General features: G+C 46.7%; 11 protein-coding genes and 1 CRISPR repeat array. Of the genes, 2 read left to right on the top strand and 9 right to left on the bottom strand.

The features are described 5' to 3' along the window. The first annotated feature begins 84 nt into the window (after nucleotides 1–84). Nucleotides 85–924: an MBL fold metallo-hydrolase gene (locus tag WKT13_RS01180; RefSeq protein ID WP_340322463.1), complete on the top strand. Its 840-nt coding sequence runs from the start codon at nucleotides 85–87 to the stop codon at nucleotides 922–924. 38 nt (nucleotides 925–962) lie between these two features. On the opposite strand, the gene WKT13_RS01185 is transcribed toward WKT13_RS01180, so the two are convergent. From WKT13_RS01185 to cas9, 9 genes are all read right to left on the bottom strand, one after another. Further along, nucleotides 963–1880 (bottom strand): AraC family transcriptional regulator, encoded by a 918-nt coding sequence (locus WKT13_RS01185; protein ID WP_340322464.1) that lies wholly within the window; start codon nucleotides 1878–1880, stop codon nucleotides 963–965. 198 nt (nucleotides 1881–2078) lie between these two features. Continuing rightward, the gene (rhaD, locus tag WKT13_RS01190; protein ID WP_340322465.1) at nucleotides 2079–2888 is read right to left on the bottom strand and encodes a rhamnulose-1-phosphate aldolase; all 810 of its coding nucleotides are present in this window, start codon (nucleotides 2886–2888) and stop codon (nucleotides 2079–2081) included. Between the two features lie 136 nt (nucleotides 2889–3024). Next, the gene (locus WKT13_RS01195) at nucleotides 3025–5778 is read right to left on the bottom strand and encodes an alpha-L-rhamnosidase (protein WP_340322466.1); all 2754 of its coding nucleotides are present in this window, start codon (nucleotides 5776–5778) and stop codon (nucleotides 3025–3027) included. A gap of 348 nt (nucleotides 5779–6126) precedes the next feature. Next, nucleotides 6127–7158 carry an L-rhamnose/proton symporter RhaT gene (rhaT, locus tag WKT13_RS01200; RefSeq protein ID WP_298620075.1) on the bottom strand — a complete coding sequence of 344 codons (1032 nt, stop codon included), beginning with the start codon at nucleotides 7156–7158 and terminating at the stop codon, nucleotides 6127–6129. An 18-nt stretch (nucleotides 7159–7176) separates the two neighbouring features. After that, nucleotides 7177–8430, bottom strand: coding sequence for an L-rhamnose isomerase (locus WKT13_RS01205; protein ID WP_340322467.1), 1254 nt, complete (start codon nucleotides 8428–8430; stop codon nucleotides 7177–7179). A gap of 104 nt (nucleotides 8431–8534) precedes the next feature. Then, a complete protein-coding gene (locus tag WKT13_RS01210; RefSeq protein ID WP_340322468.1) occupies nucleotides 8535–10001 on the bottom strand; it encodes a rhamnulokinase in 1467 nt (488 codons plus the stop codon). Between the two features lie 1284 nt (nucleotides 10002–11285). Continuing rightward, a CRISPR array of direct repeats spans nucleotides 11286–16245; the repeat unit is 47 nt; unit sequence GTTGTGATTTGCTTTAAAATTCTTACCTTTGCGATATAAGCAACAGC. 197 nt (nucleotides 16246–16442) lie between these two features. After that, nucleotides 16443–16775 (bottom strand): CRISPR-associated endonuclease Cas2, encoded by a 333-nt coding sequence (gene cas2 / locus WKT13_RS01215; RefSeq protein WP_340322469.1) that lies wholly within the window; start codon nucleotides 16773–16775, stop codon nucleotides 16443–16445. Nucleotides 16776–16825: 50 nt separating this feature from the next. Beyond that, the gene (gene cas1 / locus WKT13_RS01220; RefSeq protein ID WP_340322470.1) at nucleotides 16826–17770 is read right to left on the bottom strand and encodes a type II CRISPR-associated endonuclease Cas1; all 945 of its coding nucleotides are present in this window, start codon (nucleotides 17768–17770) and stop codon (nucleotides 16826–16828) included. A gap of 26 nt (nucleotides 17771–17796) precedes the next feature. After that, complete coding sequence (gene cas9, locus WKT13_RS01225; protein WP_340322471.1) at nucleotides 17797–21984, bottom strand: type II CRISPR RNA-guided endonuclease Cas9; 4188 nt, start codon at nucleotides 21982–21984, stop codon at nucleotides 17797–17799. 523 nt (nucleotides 21985–22507) lie between these two features. Between cas9 and WKT13_RS01230 the strand changes: the two genes are divergently transcribed. Next, nucleotides 22508–26776 carry a family 78 glycoside hydrolase catalytic domain gene (locus tag WKT13_RS01230; RefSeq protein WP_340322472.1) on the top strand — a complete coding sequence of 1423 codons (4269 nt, stop codon included), beginning with the start codon at nucleotides 22508–22510 and terminating at the stop codon, nucleotides 26774–26776. Nucleotides 26777–26974 lie beyond the last annotated feature (198 nt).

Genomic DNA, 26974 nt, shown 5'->3' on the forward strand with positions numbered 1-26974 from the left:
ATGACAAAAAGAAAAACAAAGTCTTTCCATTTTTGTCGTTGCTCTCACCTTTCACTATCTTTGTATGGAAAAAACATAACAGGGATGAACACAACAGAGAATAACGCCTGTGCCACGATAACGATGCTCGGTACGGGATATGCCACAGCAACAGAATGCTACAACACATGCTTTCTGCTGAAGACTGCCGAGGGCATGCTGCTCACCGATGCGGGCGGAGGCAACGAAATACTGACACAGATGAAAAAAGCCGGGGAGGACCCGGCGCGGCTCGACCACATGTTTATCACACACGCACACACCGACCATATACTCGGAGCGGTATGGATAGTGAGGACCGCCATACAACACACACTGAACGGACTACGCACAAACGTGCTCTGCGTTTATGGTCACGACCGCGTCATCCGAGTGCTGCGAAGCATCTGCGAAATGACCCTTCCGGGTAAATACATACCGTTACTCGACAGCGCGGTGCACTTCGTCATTCTGTCCGACGGCGATACATTCAACGTAGGAGACATGAGCTTCACATGTTTCGACATTCATTCCACAAAAGAAAAACAATTCGGCTATCGTGCAGAACTGCCGGGAGGAATAAGTCTGGTGTGCCTGGGTGATGAACCGTTCAATGAGACTAACCGAAGCATGGCGGCCAATGCCGACTGGCTGATGTGCGAGGCATTCTGCCTGTATGCCGACCGCGAGGAGATGAAACCCTATTCCAAACACCACAGTACCGTACTCGATGCGGCACGGACAGCCTCTGAGCTGAATGCATCCAACCTGTTGCTGTTCCACACCGAGGACAGAAGCATGACTACACGAGGGCAGACCTACACGCAGGAAGCCGCAACAGCATTCGCGGGAAACATATTCGTGCCTGACGATCTGGAGACAATCATCATAGTAAAAGGGAAATGAAAACAGAAGCGTACGGTCATGACCGCCGTACGCACGACTCATTCGTCCGACGTGCCGGAATCGCGGCCACACGACCGGTATTCGTGAGGCGTGAGTCCGGTGGCTTTCTTGAACATACTGTAAAAGTGCTCAGCGGAGCCGTAACCCAACGCAGCAGCTATCTCCTTGGCCGATGACGATGTGCCCACAAGCATCTGTTTGGCACGCTGTATCCTCAGTTCCTGAAAATATTTTGCCGGTGCGTATCCTGTGTATTCCCTGAAAGCCTTTCTGAACCATGAGTAGCTGATGTTGAGATGTTCGGCAAGCTGCTCGGCACTGACGTTCTCGCCGACATGCTCTTTCATGTATATACGTGCCTTTTCTATTTTCTGCCGTATGGCGCTCATCTCAAACTGTCTGTTGCGTGAAAGTGATATGACCATGCCAAGCATGTGCATCACAATGCCAGCAAGATACTGCTGGGACGACACAGCGTCGGCCTCGGCTATATTAAGAGCACGCGTATAAAGCGAAACAAACTCCTCGCTCAACCCTATATCGATGACGGGCTGGTCCTCACTGAAAAAACCTTCACTCACAAGTCTGTCGACAACAGGACCTTCAAAACCTATATAATACTCATTCCAGCCCACATTACGGTAAGGGCGATAGGTGTGCCACCGACCCGGAAATACAAGCATGAGTCTGCCACTACACACATGCTTGTTGCCGACACTCTCCGAAGAGAACTGTCCGCAGCCCTTGGTTATATATATGAGTTGGTATTCCTGCAGAACCCGGCCTTTCTCCGCATTGAAGAAATAACCTGAAGGATGTTCCTTTAAAGGATAAGGAGAATCGGGTGCAATAGACTGAAAGCCAACCGTGTTGATCCACAGTCCGAACTTCCTGTCCGTATCATTGACAATGAGATACTTGAACTCAACACCGTCGTTGTTTAAATCGTTGGGCATAATCAGGAATTTATTATCAGGTTGATGGCAAATATAGTGATTTTAAAATCAAAAACAGTATATTCTGATTTACTTTTATCAAATATTTTAAAATATGGAATACTGACTGCATACAGAACATCCCTGACGGACATTCCGCATACAATCAGTACATGAAAATTCCAATAATAAACATTACCCGCATGACACCGGCCGGCATTATTTGGGCAGACCGAACGCCTCGGACATCTCACGCATCTGCTCCTGAGTCATGCCGTCGGGTTCGAATCCCATGTTTTTGGCGGCTATGTAGATGAGGGCCGACTTGTTGAGCACGTCCACCTGGTCGAAGGCAGCCATGATGTCGGTATCCACAGCGAACACTCCGTGCTTCTCCCACATCACCACATCGTAGTCGGAAAGCTCACTGATGGTGGCTTCGGCCAGCTCAACAGATCCCGGCAACTTGTATGGCACGATGGCCAGACCGCGCGGACAGAACGCCTTGGTTTCGGGAATCATGCTCCACAGCAGGTTTGTAGCCACATCCTTCTCAAGGAAACGGCGGCAGTGACTCATGGCAACGAGCTCTATTGGATGGGTGTGGAGCGATGCACGGTAAGGCGAACCGATAGACAAAAGATAATTGTGCACGCTGAGATGCGATGGCAGCTCTGACGTAGGACGCACCGGATTGTCGGCTATGATGACATAGCTGGCGCAGTCGTCAAGTATTCGTATCACCGAGCCATTGTCCATAGGACGGCGCGCAAGGTCGCGCATACGGCGGTTGGTACCTTTGCAATAGAAATAGCAGCCGCGCAGATGGGGCAGCATTACCCCGATGGGCATCACGTCGCTGATAGCCGGCATCTGTCTGATGGCGTCATCTACATATTCGGTGATGTTTATGGTTATGTTGCCACCATTACGCTCGGCCCAGCCTTTCTGCCACAGATAGCCGGCTGTTTCGGCAACTTTCTCCACTTCGGCAGCAAGTGCCGGACGATTGTTCAATATAGATTCCATATATATTTTTTATTGCCCGACCCAGACAGATCATATCGTCTGCCTGATATCAGAGCAGGTTTATCATTTCTTTTTTCATCTGACGTTTCCGCCATACATGATATATTCCTCACTTCGGTGCACTCCGTCTGACAACCTAACGCACTGCCTTGAAACGGTAAGTGCCTGATCCTATTTCGCAGACAACATATCCTCCCTCAACCTTAGACGTGCTGATGCCGGCTTCTGAAAGACTTTTTCCGCTTTCGGTCACATTGTCCAATGCCGTGGCCGGGATGCATACGGTAGCCGAGGAGTTGGCCGGTATCGTGATGTTCCATTGGAACGACGCCCCGTCTTTCTTCCACGAACTGGTTATCTGTCCGTGAACAGAGTGGTAGGAACAGTCCACATGACTCAGTCTGTCGATGAGCAGAGGCTTCATAATCAGTTTCTTGAATCCGGGATGAGCATCATCACTCTTTATGCCTGCCATATTCTCATAGAACCAGATGAGCAGATCACCCAACAGCATGACATGATTCTGCGAGTCTATCCAACGCTCCATGCCGTCGCCGTTCCAGTGTTCCCATATGGTGGTAGCACCTTTCTTTATCATGTATCCGAAGCTCGGATAGTCGGTCTTCTGCAACATTCCGTAAGCAAGATCAAGGCGTCCTATCTCCGTAAGCCCGCGCATCAGCCACTGACATCCTATCACTCCGGTGCTTATATGCCCCTTAAAGTCGTTCTCTATGAGCCTTACCATGTTGTCGGCTATGTCGTTACGATAGTCGTCGGGCACGAGTCCGAAGCTTAGCGCCAGCAGGTTCGACGTCACGGTGTTGTTGCTGTATGAGCGCTTCTCCTTATCCAGGAACTTATTGTTGTAGGCTTCCTTTACCACAGCCGCCTGTTCGTCGAACTCGTTACGGTCGCCATCCTTGCCCAGAAGGGAGGCAAACCAGGACATGGTCTTGAGCATATAATAATAGTAAGCCGTACCTATCACTGCCTTGTCGGTAATCAGCGACGGTATCTGCGGATCGTTGGCGGTGAACAATTCGGGCGGCGTGCACCAGTCACCATAAACATCACGCGGCATGATATGGTCCGGAGTCAGATACTTGTCGCGCATATAGTATAGCCACTTCTTCATCGAAGCATAATGCTCGGTTATCGGTTGTATGTTGCCGAACTGCGTGTAAAGCATCTTCGACACCGTGAGATAAGTGCCTGGCCACGTCATGTTGTCAGTGTAAGAGCTCCAGTAGCTCGGAGCGATGTCGGACACGCTGCCGTCCTCGCGCTGGGTTATGCGTATGTCGTGCACCCATTTCGCGTACAGATTATTGTTGTCGAAGAGGAAGCTCTCGCCGTACGATCCGATGGCTCTGTCGCCTGTCCATCCCATTCTCTCCGTACGTTGCGGGCAGTCGGTGGGCATGCCGCGGTAGTTGCTGCGCACACTCCAGTAGGCGTTGTGGTAAATCTGATTTATCATCGAGTCCGATGTCGCGAAATATCCGGTCTGCCGCATGTCGTCGTAGAGCACCTGTCCCTCGAAATCATCAATAGAGGGCGTACCGGGATAATTGGTTATCTCCACATATCTGAAGCCATGAATGGCGAAGCATGGCACCCACGTCTCCGTTCCCTCGCCCTTCAGTGTGTATTTGTCGGTGGCGAGTCCGCCGCGCAGATTGTCCAGATTGACGCTTCCGTCATCGTTAAGGAACTCCGCGAAGCGCAGCTTCACTTCCCTGCCACGCTCACCCTTGACTTTCATCTTGAGGCGTCCTGAGAAGTTCTGTCCCATATCCAGAATATAGGTAGTGTCGTTAAGTCGGGTGACACCTGTCGGTCTGATAACGTCCATCACCTGTATATTATTGTTTATCTGCGCGCCGAGCTTTCCTTCCGGTGCGGCGGTCATATCCACAGGCAGCCACGCGGAATCGTCGAATCCGGCTTTGTCCCATCCCGGCATCTCACGGCGTGCGTCATACTCCTCGCCGTCATACTCATTGTTAGCGCCTATCGCTCCGTGCGATGTGACCTTCCACGACGCGTCACTCACCACATATTCGCGGCTGCCGTCGCCATACTCAAGTTCCAGCTGGGCGATGAGCTTTGGAAATTCGGCCCTGTCGGTGCGGCGCATATGGAAGAAACGGCCGTTGCCCACAATCACTCCGATGGCATTGTCGCCCTTGCCTATCTCGCCGGTCAAGTCGAACGTGTTGTATTTCACTTCCTTTCTGTAATCAGTAGGAGTGGGTGCCAGCTCCTGACGACCAATGGTCTTGCCGTTGATATGCAGCTTGTAAACACCAAGTCCGCAGATATACAATGTGGCTTTCGCCGGACGACGCGTCGTGCGGAAATCCTTTCTGAAATATCTGGCCGACAGTCTTGTGCAGTCGGCAGTTGGATTGTCCCACTCGAAAGCCTTGTCTAGCCCTATCCACTGCGCCTTCCATTCGCCGCCGTCGAGCAGTCCCATTGTCCAGCGGGCAGGCTTGCTCCATTCCGACTTGCCCTTATTCGTGGTGACGCACACCTTCCAGTAGCACGTCATACGGCTCTTCAGAGCCACTCCGCCATACGGTATGTACGCCGAATTGTCCGAGCTCACTTCTCCCGAATCCCACAAATCTGCCTTACCGGGCTTCAGCTTATCCATCGTAGAAGCCACGAGTATGCGGTAAGCAGTCTGCATCACGTTGCGTCCCTTATCGTTCAGTTCCCAGCTCAGTCGTGGCGTAGTGATGTCTATTCCCATAGGATCGGTCACCATTTCACAACGCAGATTGTCCACGGCCATGAGCTTGCTTGCGCCGGTCAGACACATTACAAGGAGGAGAATCAATGTCTTTCTCACTATCACAGATTCGTATGGTTTCATCATTCTGAAGTTTAAAGTACGCAGGATAAGCGGTATTTTGTTAATGTCTTAAAGTTCTATGCATAATAGAAGTAACGTCATGACAGTCAGCGCATTGCGTCACACCTGTCAGATAAAGATCCTATGATGTTGCCGGACAGCGTGCCCAGTGTTTCCACATCCATCTGTACATGGCCACACCAGACGCTGCGACGGCGTCCGCGGCAGACAACCGTCGTACGACCCGGTCTTTCACTTATGTTATGCTCACGGGAGACAACGTCACCCGTGAGCACATCTATAAGTCGAAATTAATCAAACAGAAATAACAATATCGTAGCATGGCCGGCACACATCCGGCCAGAAAACATGTCACTGCTGTGCCATGGCCACCACAATGATGGAGGCTATGAGTATGAGCAGGCCGGCAACAAGCACTCCGGCAGCCTTGCGTCCGCATCCGCGCCACTCTTTCAGGATAATGCCCCAGACGTTGCTGAATATCACATTGAGCGACATGAGGATGCTCCACGAGAATGCCAGCAGCACCGGACTGTCGGTGAGGAAGCTCTTGCCCGTCTCAAGACCGAAGAACTGCGAGTACCACAGCACGCCGGCAAGGGCGCAGAAAAGCACGTTGTTGGCCAGCACACGGCCGTTGCATGCGAAATATTCGCGGCCGGTATGGTTCTTTATGTTCTGCCGGATGCAATATACAGCGTTGGTGCAGAAACCGCCAAGCGTCACAAGGAATATGACGGGCAGACCGGCATAGAGCGGAGCCACGCCGCCGTTGAGGGCAGCCTCCTTAATATGACCGCCGGCATCGAGACCCAAAGCGAAGCATGCGCTCATCACTCCGGCAAGCAACGCCACGAGCAGACCCTTGGTAAGGGCGAAATCCTTTACGGCCGCCTTCTTCTCCTCCTCACTCATATTGGCCGAGCGCAGACTGCCGGCGTAGCCTATCACGGCAATACCTGCAATGGTGATGCACACGCCGCAGAGCAGCATGAGGCCGTCGCCACGGAGCAGGTCGGTGCCGGCAAAGAGCGCCGGAAAGAGAGTTCCGAACGCAGCACACGTACCGAGAGCTATGCTCTGTCCCAAGGCGACACCGAGATAGCGCATGGAGAGGCCGAACGTCAGACCGCCAACACCCCAGAGAACACCATAAATGACGGCCTGAAGCGCTCCGCCCGAACTCCACAACTGCCACAGACTGCCGCCCGCAGGAACGGCGAGCAGTGCGCCGAGCAAAGGAAACACGAGCCATGCGAAGATGCCCTGAACCAACCAGAAACTCTCCCACGACCATTCCTTAACCTTGTTAATGGGCACATAAGAACTGCTCTGACCGAAACTGCCGACCGCTATTATCAATAACCCTAACAAAACGTCCATGACAAAACAACCTTTTATTTATTTACGCTTTGAGGTCACGTCGGCCTCATATTTATCAACCTCAGCTATGAACTCCTCGCCCACAGGCACACCGTTGCGCAGACAGAACATGTCCCATACGGCATTCCATGGCAACGACTTGCACTCCTCGAGCAACGCCAGACGCTCGAAGCCCTTGTCCTCGGCCTCGTAGCTGCGCAATGTATGGAGCGGTTCGAGCAGCGCCTGGAGCAGACATTTCTGTGTGGCACGGCTTCCGATGACATATGCTCCAATGCGGTTGATGGACGCGTCGAAGTAGTCGAGACCTATGTGCACGCGGCCGAGGGCTCCGCAACGCACAATCTCCTTGCAGAGGTCGAGCGTATCGTCGTTCATTATCGTTACGTGATCGCTGTCCCAACGCACAGGACGGCTCACATGGAGCAGCACCTCCGGCACGAACAGCAGGAGCGAAGAGAGTTTGTCGGCCACACTCTCCGTCGGATGGAAGTGGCCTGTGTCGAGCGTGACGAGCTTCTGATGCTGCACGCCATAACCTATATAGAAATCGTTTGAACCCACGGTGTAGCTCTCAAGACCTATGCCGAACACCTTGGACTCGATGCTGTCCTTCATGTTCTTATACTCTGTTGCGAATATGCGGTCGAGCGAATCCTTGAGCAGTTCGCGATACATCATACGGTTGACCGTTATGTCCTTGCTGCCGTCGTGTATCCATAGGTTCATTATGCAGGGGTCATTCTGGCGGCGTCCCATCTCTTCGGCAATAGCACGGCAGCGCACTGTGTGCTCCACCCAGAAGTCGCGTATAGCCTTGTCGGGATTGGCCAGCGAGAGGTTTCCGCTCTTGGGATGAGAGAACGATGTGGAGTTGAAGTCGAGCTTTATGCCGTTCTCGGCAGCCCACTGCATCCAGCTCTCGAAGTGTGACGGCTCAACCTGATCGCGGTCGACAAACTGTCCGCCGAAGTCACCGTATATCTCGTGCAGGCTCAGACGGTGACGGCCGGGGATGAACGACATGGCTTTCAGTATGTCCATGCGCACTTCCTCCATGTTGCGCGCCTTGCCGGGATAATTGCCCGTGGCCTGTATGCCGCCCGTAAGCGCACCGCCCGACTCGAATCCTGTGACGTCGTCGGCCTGCCAGCAATGCATTGAGAGGGAAATATTCTGCAAGGCGTCCATCGCCTTGTCTGTATCGATGCCCAGAACGGCATAGCGTTCCTTGGCTATCTCGTAGGCTTTGTTGATGAGTTGTTCTTTCATAATCAGGTTTTTTGTTTAAAATGGTTGTATGTAAATTATCGGTCAAGACGCAACGGCGGCCCGTCACGCCCGCCCAAAGCCGGCATAGGCCGGTATGAAAACGCTCAGGCGGTGAACGGCGCCCTGCGGTATGCTTCTTCCCATGCGGCGGTGTCGGCCGGCATGTATGTCTTCAGACTTACCGACCCGCGCACCATACGGCGCATGCCGGCTACGTCGGACGAATGTCCGGCAGCTACTGCCTGCATCATGATGTTGCCTATGGCTGTTGCCTCGGACGGGCCTGCTACGACAGGCACACCGATGGCATCGGCCGTCCACTGGTTCAACAGCTCATTGCAACTGCCACCGCCGATAACGTGCAGAACGCTGAGTGGTCGCTCGGACAGCTCGCGCAGACTGTCGAAGACATGACGGTAGCGCAAGGCAAGACTCTCGAAGATGCAACGCACCAGACGTCCGCGCGTATCGGGCACAGGCTGGCTGTGACTGCGGCAGAATGTCCGTATGGCCTCAACCATGTCGGACGGATTAGAAAAAGAAGCTTCGTCGGGATTGATCAAACTACGGAACGGCTCTGCGGCACGTGCCTCGTCTATCAGCACGTCGTAGGGCACCGCACCCCATTGGGCACGGCAGCGCTCAAGTATCCACAGGCCGCATATATTCTTCAGCAGGCGGATGGTACCGTTGACGCCGCCCTCATTGGTAAAGTTCAACTTCTGAGTGACGGCGCTGATGACGGGTGCATCAGTCTCGATACCCATCAGCGACCATGTGCCACTGCTGAGATAAGCAAAATCGCGGTCGGATGCCGGAACGGCGGCAACGGCAGAAGCGGTGTCGTGGCCGGCCACTGCTATCACCGGCACGGGGCCGAGCCCTGTCTGGCGCTGCACCTCGGGCGTGAGCACACCCACCTGGTTGCCCGGAAAGACGAAACGTCCGAAACTCTCCTCCGTCAGTCCCGTGGCTGCAAGAAGCGACGGCTCGAAACGGCGTGTGGCCGCATTGAGCAACTGGGAGGTGGAGGCTATGGTGTATTCGGTCACCATTTCGCCCGTTAGCATGTATGTTATGGCATCCGGCATGAACAACAGTTTGTGTGCGGCGGCCAGCGCACTGTCTGACGAACGGCGCATGGCATCGAGCTGGAACAGAGTGTTGAAGTCCATCACCTGTATGCCGGTCTGACTGTAGACCGTCTCGCGCGGCACTTCCGAAAAGAAACGTTCTGCAGCTCCCGAGGTGAACGGATCGCGGTAGGCACGCGGAAGACGCAAGAAAGCACCGTCCTCGCCGACACACACGAAGTCCACACCCCATGTGTCAACGCCTATGGAGCATATCTCACAGTCGTCACGACCGGCAACCAGCCTCAACCCTTCCACAACATTGCGGAACAGTTCGTAGATGTCCCAGTAGAACCGTCCGCCGTTCTCTATGAGATGATTGGGGAAGCGGTTTATCTCCTCCAGCTCCAGACCGGACGGGAGAAAACTGCCGACTATCGTACGTCCGCTCGTTGCTCCGAGGTCAACTGCAAAGAAACATTTTCTTTTGTTGTTCATTTGGTTATATAGCTTAGACTTCTAAATTGGCTGAGCAAATTTAGCAATAACAACCATTACGGCGCGTATGTTTTTTGACTTAAAACATTCACTTTTTGACACAACACATAAAAGAGCATACAGAAAGCCATATATTAAAGGTATGAACTGCTCATAAAAATGTCACAATACGCATAAAACAAGCACGATACGCTCGCAGAAAGCCGTCTTGGCAGAGTAGCGGCGCATGGTGGAACACGGCTGTCGGATATATAAAAAGTGACATAAACCGCATATCGTCAGCGTCAGATCACACATAAGAATGGCATAATAATACATTATCCATCGTGATATGAAATAAAATCTGCAACCGCGGAAAAGTTCTCCGGAGAAAAATATACGGCGACGCAACGGCATGAAGCAAGAAGTGTGCGGACGGCGGAGATAATAACGGCCGGATGCGGAATAAGCCCCATGGCGGAGCGACAATGACAGCGAACGGCATACAGGCGGCGGGCGCGGCACCAGAGAAAGCAACACACTATATATGATAAGGTGACGAAGCTCATATAATAAGACTGCGAAGGATTGTCTAAGGGTCTTAAAAGCATCGGCACACGGAGCCGGAACTGCCCAAAAGAAACAGGCATAGGCGTGTAAAGCAAGAATAATACGGAATGGTGCTTTTCGCCTTCAAGACTGTATATTTATGCAATATCAAAAGTAAAAAATCTTGACAAAAAAAATTCGCGAAATAGAAAACGGAGCGCGACGGAACAGGCTTTATCAGACGGATTTTTCTTTCGCGACCCGTCGTATTTTTCTTCACGAATGACATAAAAAATCAGACGGCTCTGCGAAACAGCCTTTATCACCATGCGATATGGGCTTGGTTATGGTGTGATATTGAGCATATCAGGCCCTGATATGGGCAATATCAGAGGCTGAAACAGACTGTTTCGCAGCGCCATACAGAAGCTATCGGATTGTCAAAAATCGCAAGTGACTGGCTGTCAATACAATACGCAACCCTCTCAAAACTCGAGAATTTGCGACCGAGGAGACTGCTGCTCGAAAATATCGCCGTATTTTCGAGTTATCGATGAATATTTATGCAATTACGAGATCTGATTTTTGCATAAATATACAGAGACGGGAGGCGGTAAGAAAGGATTGATCGGAAAATTTTGTCTGCTGTTTTTTCATAATAAAATAATAAGGATTGATAATAGGATTTGATTAAAAAATTCTTATTTTTGCGATATAAACAGCAGCACTCTATTCCTGTGTGAAGGACACGCTCTAGTTGTGATTTGCTCTAAAATTCTTACCTTTGCGATATAAGCAACAGCTGATATATACAATCTTTCTTTTAGCCATGTGTTGTGATTTGCTTTAAAATTCTTACCTTTGCGATATAAGCAACAGCTACAAGAAGCCAGAGAAGAAACACCAAGACGTTGTGATTTGCTTTAAAATTCTTACCTTTGCGATATAAGCAACAGCTTGGAGCCACTGGAGAATGACATCAAACAGTTGTGATTTGCTTTAAAATTCTTACCTTTGCGATATAAGCAACAGCTCACGCATAAAAACAGTATCATGCATATCAGTTGTGATTTGCTTTAAAATTCTTACCTTTGCGATATAAGCAACAGCGTATTTTCAAGCTCCGCCGTGCAAATTGGGTTGTGATTTGCTTTAAAATTCTTACCTTTGCGATATAAGCAACAGCGAAGCCAAAGAACTAACGCCGAGAACGCCGGTTGTGATTTGCTTTAAAATTCTTACCTTTGCGATATAAGCAACAGCCTGCATACAATGACATATCAGGTGTCTGCAGTTGTGATTTGCTTTAAAATTCTTACCTTTGCGATATAAGCAACAGCTAAGATATCCAGTTTCCCAACCACTTTTAGTTGTGATTTGCTTTAAAATTCTTACCTTTGCGATATAAGCAACAGCTGGCGCAAAATCTATGCAATTCTTTTTGAGTTGTGATTTGCTTTAAAATTCTTACCTTTGCGATATAAGCAACAGCTGGGGAGACCTTCAAATATTTACTGTTGGAGTTGTGATTTGCTTTAAAATTCTTACCTTTGCGATATAAGCAACAGCCTGAATGGTCTGTTTATCGTGAGCAGTCGAGTTGTGATTTGCTTTAAAATTCTTACCTTTGCGATATAAGCAACAGCATATCAGCTTCGTCATCAGAATATATAGGTGTTGTGATTTGCTTTAAAATTCTTACCTTTGCGATATAAGCAACAGCTTATTAAGATTAGCACCAGCAGTCTGATAGTTGTGATTTGCTTTAAAATTCTTACCTTTGCGATATAAGCAACAGCGACCTGCAGCATAGACAATAACTTTCAAAAGTTGTGATTTGCTTTAAAATTCTTACCTTTGCGATATAAGCAACAGCCATCAATAAGTGACATCTGTTTATCGACTGTTGTGATTTGCTTTAAAATTCTTACCTTTGCGATATAAGCAACAGCTTATGTGTGTACTTCTTTCCGTTATAACCGGTTGTGATTTGCTTTAAAATTCTTACCTTTGCGATATAAGCAACAGCGATAGAAACAGCAAGGTAAAACAACCTTACGTTGTGATTTGCTTTAAAATTCTTACCTTTGCGATATAAGCAACAGCGCACTTCTTTTCTTTACCTAAGAACATAACGTTGTGATTTGCTTTAAAATTCTTACCTTTGCGATATAAGCAACAGCAAATCAGCTTCATCATCACAATAGACTGGGGTTGTGATTTGCTTTAAAATTCTTACCTTTGCGATATAAGCAACAGCCGAAATTATTTACAAAAAGAGAAGAACGAGGTTGTGATTTGCTTTAAAATTCTTACCTTTGCGATATAAGCAACAGCATAAGACAATAAATGAAGCGTATATCAAGGGTTGTGATTTGCTTTAAAATTCTTACCTTTGCGATATAAGCAACAGCGTTAGATTTTAATGTATAGGATATTGCTATGTTGTGATTTGCTTTAAAATTCTTACCTTTGCGATATAAGCAACAGCTTTGAGAAGCAATATTAAGAGCTTGCTGTTGTTGTGATTTGCTTTAAAATTCTTACCTTTGCGATATAAGCAACAGCTCGATTGGGATAAATCTCTTCGTCAGTCTGGTTGTGATTTGCTTTAAAATTCTTACCTTTGCGATATAAGCAACAGCAACCACTATCAGAAACTTTCTTCAAGACAGTTGTGATTTGCTTTAAAATTCTTACCTTTGCGATATAAGCAACAGCAAAGAATAAACCTTTATAAATATAAATCCGTTGTGATTTGCTTTAAAATTCTTACCTTTGCGATATAAGCAACAGCGGCGTAAATAATTACTTTAAGTGCAATAAGTTGTGATTTGCTTTAAAATTCTTACCTTTGCGATATAAGCAACAGCTGGCATACTGAGGTAAAGGCACTGTCTTATGTTGTGATTTGCTTTAAAATTCTTACCTTTGCGATATAAGCAACAGCCACACAACCTTTGTCTCCGACTGTTATCTGTTGTGATTTGCTTTAAAATTCTTACCTTTGCGATATAAGCAACAGCTCAAGCATGTAAAGTAAGGAATCATTACCTGTTGTGATTTGCTTTAAAATTCTTACCTTTGCGATATAAGCAACAGCTTTATTTAAGTCAGCAAGACGACCTGGAGAGTTGTGATTTGCTTTAAAATTCTTACCTTTGCGATATAAGCAACAGCATCAAATGAGATATTAAGTTTACGAAGAACGTTGTGATTTGCTTTAAAATTCTTACCTTTGCGATATAAGCAACAGCAGAAAGACTATCGTACCAATTATCAGAATTGTTGTGATTTGCTTTAAAATTCTTACCTTTGCGATATAAGCAACAGCTCAGCCATAGGAACAAAACGAAGTTCATGCGTTGTGATTTGCTTTAAAATTCTTACCTTTGCGATATAAGCAACAGCCTGAAGTTTGGGACCCTGCAAACTTCGCTCGTTGTGATTTGCTTTAAAATTCTTACCTTTGCGATATAAGCAACAGCTACCTAACCAACGATATTTGTTGGTATAGGTTGTGATTTGCTTTAAAATTCTTACCTTTGCGATATAAGCAACAGCGTTATTTTTGTAGAAGTGAAGGAATAATCAGTTGTGATTTGCTTTAAAATTCTTACCTTTGCGATATAAGCAACAGCTTAACTCATCAGCTGAGAGACCTTCAATAGTTGTGATTTGCTTTAAAATTCTTACCTTTGCGATATAAGCAACAGCTCAAAATATGCCTTATAAAATGCAAGTAAGTTGTGATTTGCTTTAAAATTCTTACCTTTGCGATATAAGCAACAGCTGAACTCTCGCCAATCAACATGAGGCTGTGTTGTGATTTGCTTTAAAATTCTTACCTTTGCGATATAAGCAACAGCTGAAAACTTTGCGGAACGATAGAAACAGCAGTTGTGATTTGCTTTAAAATTCTTACCTTTGCGATATAAGCAACAGCCATAATCCGAAATGAATTTAAGTGAGGTGGTTGTGATTTGCTTTAAAATTCTTACCTTTGCGATATAAGCAACAGCACGGGAACCATTGAAAACCGCCATTTGTTAGTTGTGATTTGCTTTAAAATTCTTACCTTTGCGATATAAGCAACAGCGATTACATTATACACGTTCGTGGCGTTAAGTTGTGATTTGCTTTAAAATTCTTACCTTTGCGATATAAGCAACAGCCGGTTGTTTCCATTGTTCCGAACGAGAGCGGTTGTGATTTGCTTTAAAATTCTTACCTTTGCGATATAAGCAACAGCATAGCCAAGAAAGTTACTCTGCCAATGCTTGTTGTGATTTGCTTTAAAATTCTTACCTTTGCGATATAAGCAACAGCTTGTAACAGGAATTGTTCTTTATAGTGAGTGTTGTGATTTGCTTTAAAATTCTTACCTTTGCGATATAAGCAACAGCATCAAATGAGATATTAAGTTTACGAAGTACGTTGTGATTTGCTTTAAAATTCTTACCTTTGCGATATAAGCAACAGCTATCCTTAGGAGCAATTATACGGTCAAGAGGTTGTGATTTGCTTTAAAATTCTTACCTTTGCGATATAAGCAACAGCCTGGATTCTTTACGGTGCATCCGGAAAAGTGTTGTGATTTGCTTTAAAATTCTTACCTTTGCGATATAAGCAACAGCAAGAAGCCAGAGAGCTAACACCAAGGCAAGAGTTGTGATTTGCTTTAAAATTCTTACCTTTGCGATATAAGCAACAGCCACTATTAGCCAATTTACGAAGTCTATCACGTTGTGATTTGCTTTAAAATTCTTACCTTTGCGATATAAGCAACAGCACAACAAGAAACAAAAACAAAACAACGCCAGTTGTGATTTGCTTTAAAATTCTTACCTTTGCGATATAAGCAACAGCCTGGCTCAGCCTCTAGCTCAGCCTCTAGCAGTTGTGATTTGCTTTAAAATTCTTACCTTTGCGATATAAGCAACAGCGTCTCATTTGTAGTATAAGGAACGCTATCTGTTGTGATTTGCTTTAAAATTCTTACCTTTGCGATATAAGCAACAGCACTATGTTGCGTGGTGATGTTGATAGATTGTTGTGATTTGCTTTAAAATTCTTACCTTTGCGATATAAGCAACAGCTTATGTTCCGCAATGCTTTTATGAGATAATGTTGTGATTTGCTTTAAAATTCTTACCTTTGCGATATAAGCAACAGCGCAATTATGAATTTGATAAATCAGACATGCGTTGTGATTTGCTTTAAAATTCTTACCTTTGCGATATAAGCAACAGCTTCGCTTATGCGCAGCGTGGTGCATCCGTAGGTTGTGATTTGCTTTAAAATTCTTACCTTTGCGATATAAGCAACAGCAAGAACCATAGCCAAGTGATTCGAAAAGACGTTGTGATTTGCTTTAAAATTCTTACCTTTGCGATATAAGCAACAGCTAATCCTCAAGACGAGACTGATTAAGAAAAGTTGTGATTTGCTTTAAAATTCTTACCTTTGCGATATAAGCAACAGCTAACGCTCACACACATAACGAGCAAACTTAGTTGTGATTTGCTTTAAAATTCTTACCTTTGCGATATAAGCAACAGCTAATCCTCAAGGCGAGACTGATTGAGGAAAGTTGTGATTTGCTTTAAAATTCTTACCTTTGCGATATAAGCAACAGCATGGCGCGCAAAATTTAGCCATATATCGCCGTTGTGATTTGCTTTAAAATTCTTACCTTTGCGATATAAGCAACAGCACAATATGTGCAATAAGCTGAACGACAAAGGATTAGATCAAGTATCAGAAAATGGAAAACTGATAACGGAATAAGGAAATATCGCTATGATATCGATATTTCCTTATTTCTGTTTAATGACTTCAGATGAAGTAATATTATGTTACGTCATGGACCTCAGACGTTTCAAAAAGGTTAAAAAACAATAAATCTGCATATTAAAACAACTCGAGCTGCTGGCCGGGAGCATTCGGAGCCTTTGGCTTTTTTCCATAAAACAACTCTATCGCTCCGAACTGTTTGTCTGTGATGCACATCACTCCCACATTGCCATATTCGGGTAAGAACGATTTGACACGCTTAATGTGCACCTGCGCGTTCTCCATACTCGCACAATGTCGGACGTAGATGGAGAACTGGAACATGGTGAAACCGTCACGCTGCAGATTCTTACGAAAAAGAGCGTAAGCCTTCTTGTCTTTTTTTGTCTCGGTTGGCAAATCAAAGAAAACAAGCACCCACATAACGCGATATTCACTAAAGCGGTCCATGATAAATAATAATTCATATAAATGGCAGAGCGGTACAGCGCCCGAAACATTCAATCTATTTCCGGATAGGCTATGCGCCTCGACTCGCCGCTGAAGCAACGGTAGAGCGACGCCGTGGTCTGAGTGACACCCACCATGAGCGGACTGCGCTTGCCTGATATACAGACGTCGAGCGTAGGAATGGCGAGAAGCCGGGCCTTGTGTTGCCTGGTGAGTTCAAGTCCGTCGATGCCGTCTTCTCTAACAATATCATACACAAGACGATCTACATACGGCCGGTAAGGCTCCATTATGTCGTCGGCCAGACAATAGGCATTGTAGCGGTTGTGATGGTGTATGCCGAAAGTGGGCAGCATACCGCTCGACACCAACGCCCGCGCAACCACGGCACGAAGTATCGCATACCCGTAATTGAGCAGATTGTTGGGCGGCATGCCATCGCGGCCACGGGTGAAGGATTCGAGTCCGGGGATAGCGGCAAACAACATCTTCCAGTAATAAGCGGCGGCACGGCCCTCCAGATTGTCGGCGTCGCCGCTGCGCACGTCGTCTATCCAACGCGCCATACACCCCGTATCAGCATTGGTGAGCAAGCGCAGCACAGCCGCCTGGTTAGCTATCTTTGCCCGCACTGTCTGTTGCCACAACTGTTTTTTCAACGGAAGCGTGGCATCGGTCTGAAGGCGGAAACGCTCGCTCTGCACCGTATTGCCACACAGCGGCAGCATCAGTCCGACAGGCATGCCGCGTGCGTCGCACGTCACCACGGCACAGTTGTTCTCGAGCAACGCCTCGAGCAGACCATGCGTAATGGTTATCTGTCTGTTGTCGAGCACAACCACACCGATGTCTTCCACCGGTATGGTTCTTATGCTGTCACGTTTCAGACTCTCGGGCATATCGCTCTTCTCAATTTCCGGCAGCCTAACCACCATCTGACCATCCTTCAGCGACAGGTAAGCCGGGGTTGTGAAACACAGTGTGCGTTTTATCATAATACTTTCATTTATTCATATAAAATTCAATATTCTCCAACATCGACAATCTGTCCAAGATGGTTTATACGGACCTTAACAATATTCCTGATATTCCTCAAAGATGTTATACGTTTCCATGTAATTCCCTGCAGTTCTTTCTTATAGTTAACAGTTGTTTCCAGATGATGCCTGAAAACATAATATTTTGAAGATAATTTCTGTACTCTATACAGGTTACGGCTTATGACTTCATAATTATCCGGATTAAACAAATCAATCTCTTTAGGATCGAATCCGGTTTCTTTATTCGGGAATACAAAATATTCGTTCTGTTTCATAGTGAACATGAATTGCCAGCCTTTATCTTTGTTATAATTTTTGTCTATTACCGGAAGATGTTGCACAGCACGTGCCACAGCCTCATAGAAAGAAACAAGATGTTCCTGTATATTTCCTTCACTGTCGCAGAAAATGGCTACATGATGATTACCGTCCGTTTTTATAAAGTCAGACGGCTGTTTCCTTCCATCTTTGTCGAGTATAAGCCGGTCATTGTTGTCATGTTTGTCATGCAAAGCTATAGGGTCTTTCAGACCACTGTTTATTGTGACACGCTTAATGCTTATACCTTTTTCTTTATTAAGCCATATAGGATTCTCGTCAAGATTTGAGAATGCTTTTTTCGCATCACCATTAAATTCAGCAAGCCTTTCTTCAAGAATCGTTCTTATTCTCTTATCAAGAACTTTGTCTATTTTCAATTCATCAGATATTCCCTTACGTTGTGTATAAATGGTTTTAAACTTTACGGTTTTCACCATATCAGGCACTTTCTTTGTATGAAGTTCATCTACGTATAACGGATTTTGCTCAAGACTGTTTTTCCCAGTAAACGCTTTCTCGGCATCGCCATCAAACTGTTCCAATCTTTTGAGCAATGCTTCACGGTAACGTTTGTCTGCAACAGTCATAATCTTTGACACGTCAAACGAAGCGTTCACTTTTTCCTTATTTCCATCATAGCGCTTTATACTGCCGTAGATGGTTTCGTTATGAAGTTTCCCACGTGGTGTTAGTTGTATTCTCTCATGTTTTCCTTTCTCTGCTTTTTCCGTCCTCGTGATGTTAACATTACGCGTAACCACCTTGTTTTTTGCTTTTATAGACACGAGAATATTTTCAAGATGGCATTTCGCTTCAGCACGGAATTCGTCAAGCGGCATAGGTGGATAAAACCTAAGTTTGCCCTTATTGTCACGATAAAGTTCTTTGCGTTCTATTGTGTATATGCTGCCACCTTTATCGCTTCGAGCATTTAAGTTGTTAAGATATTGTATGAATGCAGGTTTTGTAAATGCAATGGTCAGTGCATCCATTGCATGGTGGCGCTGGTCATTACGCTTTGTCCAGTCTTTAATATGCTTGATACGTCTTCCGTCTCTATCTTCTACAATCTCTGTTAATCCAAGCCTGTCGTATTTATCCCAATTAAGTTCCTTCATAATGTCAACGAGCTGCCAGTCTTCACGCAATCTGGACGTAACCGAACCAGTTGTCGACACTACTCTTCTAGCCACTTCTTCAAGAATCTCACATGCCTTACGGGCAATGTATTGAGTGTTGCTCAAATCGCGATTAATAAATCCATCAGGAATATCTTTTTCCGTGGTAAGAAGCCGTTTAAATTTTGTCTTACCTATAATCTTTTTCTCATACAACTGTTTGACCTTCTCATTATATTTTTTAAGTCCTTCATCTCCATACTTAGCTTTTACATAATCATAAGCAGTAGAATCGGCTTTCTCAATATTTACGTTTCGAGCTTCAAGTGTCTTATTTGATAAAGAATCATCAAACAGTTTTGCTTGTGGTATAATATGCTCAATGTCAAATTCCTTACTGAATAATTTCTCACGTGGTATATAGGTATTTGAATAAAGAGTCTTAAATCCGTTGTCCTTCAATTCTAAATAAAGTCTGTATCTTATAATATCGTTGCGGCTCACGTTTTTCAGTCCGAACTCTTCTTCAAGTTCTTTCTTGTATTTTTCATTTTCAGTAGTAATCTTTCTTATTGTTTTTACAGTCTCCTCACGCTGAGCCTTGGTTTTCTTCAGCTCACGTGCCATTTCAACACGAATCTCGTCAGGTCTTCCATAAACATCAACAACAGCATTCACTACATTAATCATCTGATTGAGAATTTTCTCAACTATAGGATTACGCAGACTGTTACGTGGCAACAGGTCCATCTTATTTTTCAATGGTCTGGAATCGATTTCCTCTTTTGTCAACGACCTTTTTGAATGCCGGTAACCAGCGTATTGGCAAGCGTCACTATATCCAAGGCCGTCTTTCATGTAAGGCAGTATCTTGCGCATTGCCTTTACACTAATATTACCATAATCAGGCTCGAGTCTTATGCCGGCAATAACAGCGGCATACTCTTTATCAAATCCATAACATTCGGATATTTTATTTATGAGACTTTCATTACCGGTCTTTGATTTGTCGCCTTCATAAGAATAGAGCAAATGCCAAAACATGTAAGACGGCTGTTTCTCAAGAGCCTTGCCTTCAACAGACGAATCAAAAGATAATATGTCTGTATTGAAACCAAGTCCATTGAATATTGGAAACACAATATCCTTTATTTCATCTGCCGTCATCTTAGAAAAATCATACTCACCATGCCCGCTCATTTCAATAATCTTACTGCATGCCTCTAATAATGCAGCCATAGTAGTATTGCCCTTCACTTCATTATAGTTAAGGTCAAGTTCCTTGTAGTTTTTGAAGAGCAATCTAAGAATTTCTTTCTTCGCCAACTTGCTTTTGAAGTTGAGTTCCTTGAAGAGAATCTCTTTTTCTTCCTGTTCAAGAAAGCGTTTGCCAAACTTCATACCTACAGTTTCACCAAACAAATCAAACCGGTTATCTGCAACAATCATACCTGATACCTGAAGATTGTTTATAGTCTGCCATATTCTGAACTCCTGATACATCGGTGAAGATTTTGGACACACTCGCGGACCTATTGTCTTTTTGACTTTCTTACCATTCTTTTCTATTTCAATCTCACGACTTTCAAGTTCACACAGACTGATAAGTCCTTTTTGGGATTTCAGCGGACGTTGATAAAAAATCACAATATCACGTATGATATGTTTAAGTTCTGGCGTAAGTTCTTTATGAAACTTAGCCTGAGTCTCCCAAATACACTCAAACTCATCAAGATAATCCTGACGGTAAAACACCTGATTTTTAAGGCTGAAATTTGGATTCTTGTCAAGCTCTGACATCTGATATTGCCCTACAGTAAGCTTATTAAAAAACAGTTCCTTACTGCGGTCACTTATAGCTCCGAGGTATCCACTCGAATTCTTTATCTGTCCGTTGACTTTCTGCAAGACTATTGCAAGCCTCTCAAGATCTATTTTATGATGCAGGCTCTCAGCGCGCCATACGTAATCTTCTTTTTTCTGTTCCCATCCTTTCGTCTTGCGCTTCAGACCTACAATATCAAAGGGTTTTGAACATATGGCCCATGTTTCCTTATCACCTTTACCTTTCAGTTCTTCTTTAAGGCTATCGGTAAGCACATTAGGATAAAAAAGTCGTTGAAAGTTCCATATCTTGTTAAACTCATCAACTAGGTCAGAACGATAAAAGTCTGGTATACTATTCTTTCCATTATGTAAAAGTAATGCAACATATTGTCCTGGAGTAAGATTATCATCATAAAGTTTCTTCGCAACCTCCATTCCGTCTATCAGTTGTCCACTTTCATCATTAGATTTTACCTTACGACTACTCTTATAGCCACGTTTCTTGTTTATCATAAGCAATACACGTGCAAACTCTTCCAGTGAAATTTCTTCTGTAACAGCTCTAGCTCGAAGACGATAAGTTTCAAAGGTTGTCCTGTTACCGTTTTCATTCAGTAAGGTATCCGCCGCTATAAAGCCATGGTCTTTCAGCACATTTATGAGACTATCACGACGAATCTTATACCGTTGCAAGTTCCGACGCATACTACGTTTCTGAGTACGATCAGCATTTGTTGTAATAGATTTACCTTTCTCAAAATTACTCTGCTCGTCCGTAGTAAGATAAATTTCTCTTACCCCAAGTCTAATTATCGAAAATTGTTCATTTTCGTTTTCTCTTTCCTTTACCAAAGCCCAGCCTATGCTGTTGGTACCAAGATCCAGTCCTAATATCTTTTTCATAGTTTATGATTCTTCTTATCAAATAATAGATTCAATACATGTTACAAATATAGTGAAAGATGGATACAATGGCAAACTAATAAGTTGCTTTTTATATCTGTTTTTCTATAGATTCCGAATGTTTTATATGAAGGCCGAACCATTTGTCCCAAAAGTATATCTTCATCATTCCATGACATTGCACAACAGTGCTGCGTATTACAATATACACCACAATGCCGTACTATACAGAATGATACTATTAATATGCTTTTTGAGAGAAACAAACAATGTAATATCAAAATAGCAGTGTTTAGTTTGAACGGGTTATCATTAATTCTTAAATTTGCATAAATACATTATTATAAAACTGACACTAACCACACCAACCGATAGTATCTATTTGTTTGTTATGACTTTGGTCAGGTCATGAATCCTCCCATACCACAGGCGACAAAATAAACATGGCAGCCTGTATGCGTAAAGTGGCGGACGATGACACAGAGAATATTTATCATTAATATCAATATAATAACTATTAATCATGAAACAAAACTACATTCTTACACGCAATCCACGATTATGGTTGCTGATGTTAGGCGTATTGTTTGCAGGAGTAGCTCATGCTCTGACTGTAGAAAAGCTGCGCACCCTGTCGCTCACCAATCCCGTGGGCATAGACAAGGCGCCGACGTTCAGCTGGATATTGCAGTCGGACGAACGCGGAGTGATGCAGAAGAGCTACCGCATCATAGTGTGTTCAGACAGCGACTGCTCCAACATCGTGTGGGACTCTGGCGTTGTGGAGTCCGACCAGTCGGTGATGGTAAGTCCGAACCACACCTTCGCTCCTTCGACACGCTACTACTGGAAGGTCACAGTGACCGATAACAAGGGCAACGAGGCCACTTCGACAGAGAAGGCTTACTTCGAAACCGGACTCATGGGCACAGGATGGGACGGAGCCAAATGGATAAGATATTCCAAGAATCCGCTAGGATATATCGACGAGAACGAAATATCCGACTACTCAATAAGCTGCAAATTCGAGATCGCGAAGGTGGCAGCCGGCCTGTGCTTCGGTATGACCGACGAGAACAACTACTACATGTGGCAGTTCAACACCGAGGGTGACTATCCGCGCTTCCGTCCTCACCGCTGGCTGAACAACAGTCCGTCATGCCTCGAGGACGTAGACCTCACCGGAATCATCGACCTGAAGAACAATGAGGAATACACCCTGCGCATCGACATAACCGACAACGGCATGCTCGCAAAGACATATATCAACGACATTCTGATAGACGAGCGCCGCGGCGACTTCCCCTTCGGACGTATCGGATTCCGTGCAGCACGCTCCGAATACACCGAAAACCTGTATGAGGCCGCCTACTACGACGACTTCGACATAAGCGTGGACGGTGTGTCCGTATTCACCGAAGACTTCTCTGAAGGCAACTCCACCTTCACGGCAGGAAGCGTGAAAGGCGGACGCCTCTACTTTGAAGGCACGGAGTCGGCACAATACTGCTGGCAGAAGGAAGGCGCCAAAGGTTCGGCCCGCGCACGCCTCACCAGAGCAGCCGACAGTGCCAAAGGATATGCCATCGAGTCGGACATCACTCTGATGAAAGGCAATGTGGGCGTAGTGTTCGCCTATACCGCATCGAACAATTATTATATGTGGGCGCTCAATTGCAAGGACTACGACTATCCGGCCATACGACGCCATGTCTACAGCAACAGCACAACGCCATCCTACAGCGACACGCGCATCGACGCGTTCACAAAGGATGAGATACTTGGAAAACCTCACCGTATGCGTATAGAAGTCATAGACAACACCGTGAAGACTTACATCGACGGCCAGCTCGTCGACACATACACCGCTTCCGGAAAGATTGTCGACGGCTACACTGGCTTCCGCACACATGCCGACGACGAGGGTCCGGCCTATGCCGACAACGTAAAGGTGACTACCATCAGCGCTGACGACAATGAGACCGTGCGTCTGTCAGAGGACTTTGAGGGCAATGCTCCTATGTTCGACGGCACAATAACTGAACACGACGGTTCAAACCAGCTTTATGTATACACCGCCAACGGCGAGCAGAGATTCATGGAAAGCTCCATGGGTGCAGCCTCTATGTTCAGAAAAGAGTTCACGGCCAAGGCACCCGTCAAGTCGGCCAAGCTCTACAGTTCTGCCCTCGGCATATACGACGTATTCATCAATGGCACCCGCGTAGGCCACGTTCAGGACGACGGAACAACCATCTACGACGAACTGAAACCGGGATGGACCGACTATGCAAAGAAGGTATTCTACAACACACACGACGTGACGACACTCGTTAAGGAAGGCGGCAACGCCATCGGAGCTACCGTCACATCGGGCTACTGGGCCGGCGGCATATGCCACGGACAGTATGGCGACAAAACCGTGGCATTCATGGCCAAGCTCGTCATCGAGTACACCGACGGCTCGAAGGAGACTGTTGTGACCGATGCCTCATGGGCAACATACGACAACGGTGCACTGCGCAAGGGCGACATATACAACGGCGAGACCTACAACGCAACTCTCGAGGACAGCTGGACAAAGGCCGGCTACGACCAGTCTGCATGGCACGCCATCGTGTCGAGCCGCGACTTCACCGGCGAGATATGCGCCTTCGAAGGTCCGGCGGCACGCATACGCACCTCACTGACACGTCTGCCGGAGCACATCACCATCTACGAAGGCATCAAGCAGACAGGCACCGCCTATGGCATGGTGAACATTGTGTCCGAGACAAGCGGCAACTCACCCGTGAAACTGAAGAAAGGCCAGACCGTAATCTACGACTTCGGCCAGAACATGGTGGGCTGGGTGAGAGTGAACGTCAAGGGTAAGGCCGGCTGCACTCTCCGTGCGCGCTTCAGCGAAATGCTCAACGACAAGGGCGACACCAACCGTGGCGACGACGGCCCCGGCGGCAGTCTGTATCTCATCAACCTGCGTACTGCCAAGGCTTCCATGTACTACACACTTCGCGGCGATGAGGAAGGCGAGACCTACAGTCCTACAAATACCTACTACGGATTCCGCTACTGTGAGATAACTGCCGGCGACGACATCGAGATAAACGGCATCGAAGGACTTGTTGTAGGTGCCGACAACGAGGAAGGCTCGTCGCTCACTACAAGCCACGACGCCGTAAACCAGCTATACAGCAACGTCATCTGGGGCCAGCGCGGCAACTTCATGAGCGTGCCGACCGACTGCCCGCAGCGCGACGAACGCCTCGGATGGACCGGCGACACACAGATATTCTGCCGCACGGCTGCATACAACGCCAACACCGCAGCCTTCTATCACAAATTCATGGGTGACATGCGCGACAGCCAGCGTCCCGACGGTGCCTATCCGGATGTGGCACCGATAGCATGGGTTGGCTACGGAAACGGCGCATGGGGCGACGCAGGTATCATCGTACCCTGGACCACTTATCTCATGCACGGCGACAAGAGTATCATCGAGGAGAACTACGAATCGATGGAGAAATACATGGACTGGATGGCAGCCCAGGCCGGCGACGGCTACAAATATCAGGGAGCCGGCACCAACTACGGCGACTGGGTGTCGTTCGTACCGACCGATTCGCGCTACGTCAGTGTGTGCTACTATGCTTACGACGCACTGCTCATGAGCAAGATGTCGCAGGTTCTCAGCAAGGCACCCGGCGACGAGTACGCCATAAAGGCAGCCGAGTATGAGCAGCTCTACAACAACATAAAGGCCGAGTTCGCCACACGCTACATCAGCAACCGACTGCCCAAGCAGCACACACAGACGGGCTATCTGCTCGCGCTGCGCTTCGGTCTGCTGCCCGACGAGGCATCCGAACAGGCCACAATAAAGGCGCTCGCACGTGCCATAAGCTCCAACAACGAGACACTCAACACCGGATTCGTAGGCACAGGCATCATCAACACCACCCTCTCGCAGGTGGGACTCATCGACAAAGCCTACAACCTGTTGCTCCAGCGCAACTGTCCGTCATGGCTCTACAGCGTGGATCAGGGTGCTACAACAATATGGGAGCGCTGGAACTCCTACACCAAGGAGACCGGATTCCATAAAGACATATCCATGAACTCCTTCAACCACTACTCCTACGGAGCCGTGGCCGAGTGGATGTACAGATACATGGCAGGCATCGAGGCCGACGAACAGAACGCCGGATTCAAGAACATCATACTCCAGCCCTACCCCGACACACGCACCACACTGCCACAGGGACAGGAACGCATCACCAGCGTCGATGCCACAGTAGCCTCCAACTACGGCAGCATAAAGAGCGCATGGCAGCTCGGAGCAGACGGTAGCCTCAGCTACAAAGTCACTGTTCCGGCCAACACCACCGCCCGTCTGCTCATGCCTGTGGCAGAAGGCAGCAAGGTGTATGAAGGCAGCAGACCGGCAGAAGAGTCTGAAGGTGTGAAGTATGAAGGCACTACCGACGACCGTGCTGTATTCACCCTCGGTTCGGGCAGCTACTCCTTCACCACCAACATCTCCACCGACATCAGCGCAGTAGAGACCGAAAACGGCATAAGAGTATATCCGAACCCCACCGACGGAGTGCTCCACATAGAGAGCGACGAGCCTGTGACCAGTCTCACACTCAACGACATGGCCGGTCATCTCGTCAGCAAAGCCGAAGGCAAATGCGAAACCCTCGACCTATCTTCTGTGAATACGGGCATGTATCTGCTCACAGTGAATACACAGAACAGTCAGAAGACATCAAAGATAATAAAGAAATGACTGTATCCGGCATGATGTGAGATCATACAACATCATTGCAGGAGGAAAGCAGTCTGTCTTTCCTCCTGCTTTTGTTTTGTATTCATCCATCACAACCTTATAACCAAACAACTCATACAATGGCACCGAAAGAATCACCATTTCATGCCATCCATACTGCAGTATGCCTGACTGCCGCACATAGACGGCGACATAACC

The organism is Prevotella sp. HCN-7019, assembly GCF_037890215.1.
Taxonomy (GTDB): Bacteria; Bacteroidota; Bacteroidia; order Bacteroidales; family Bacteroidaceae; genus Prevotella.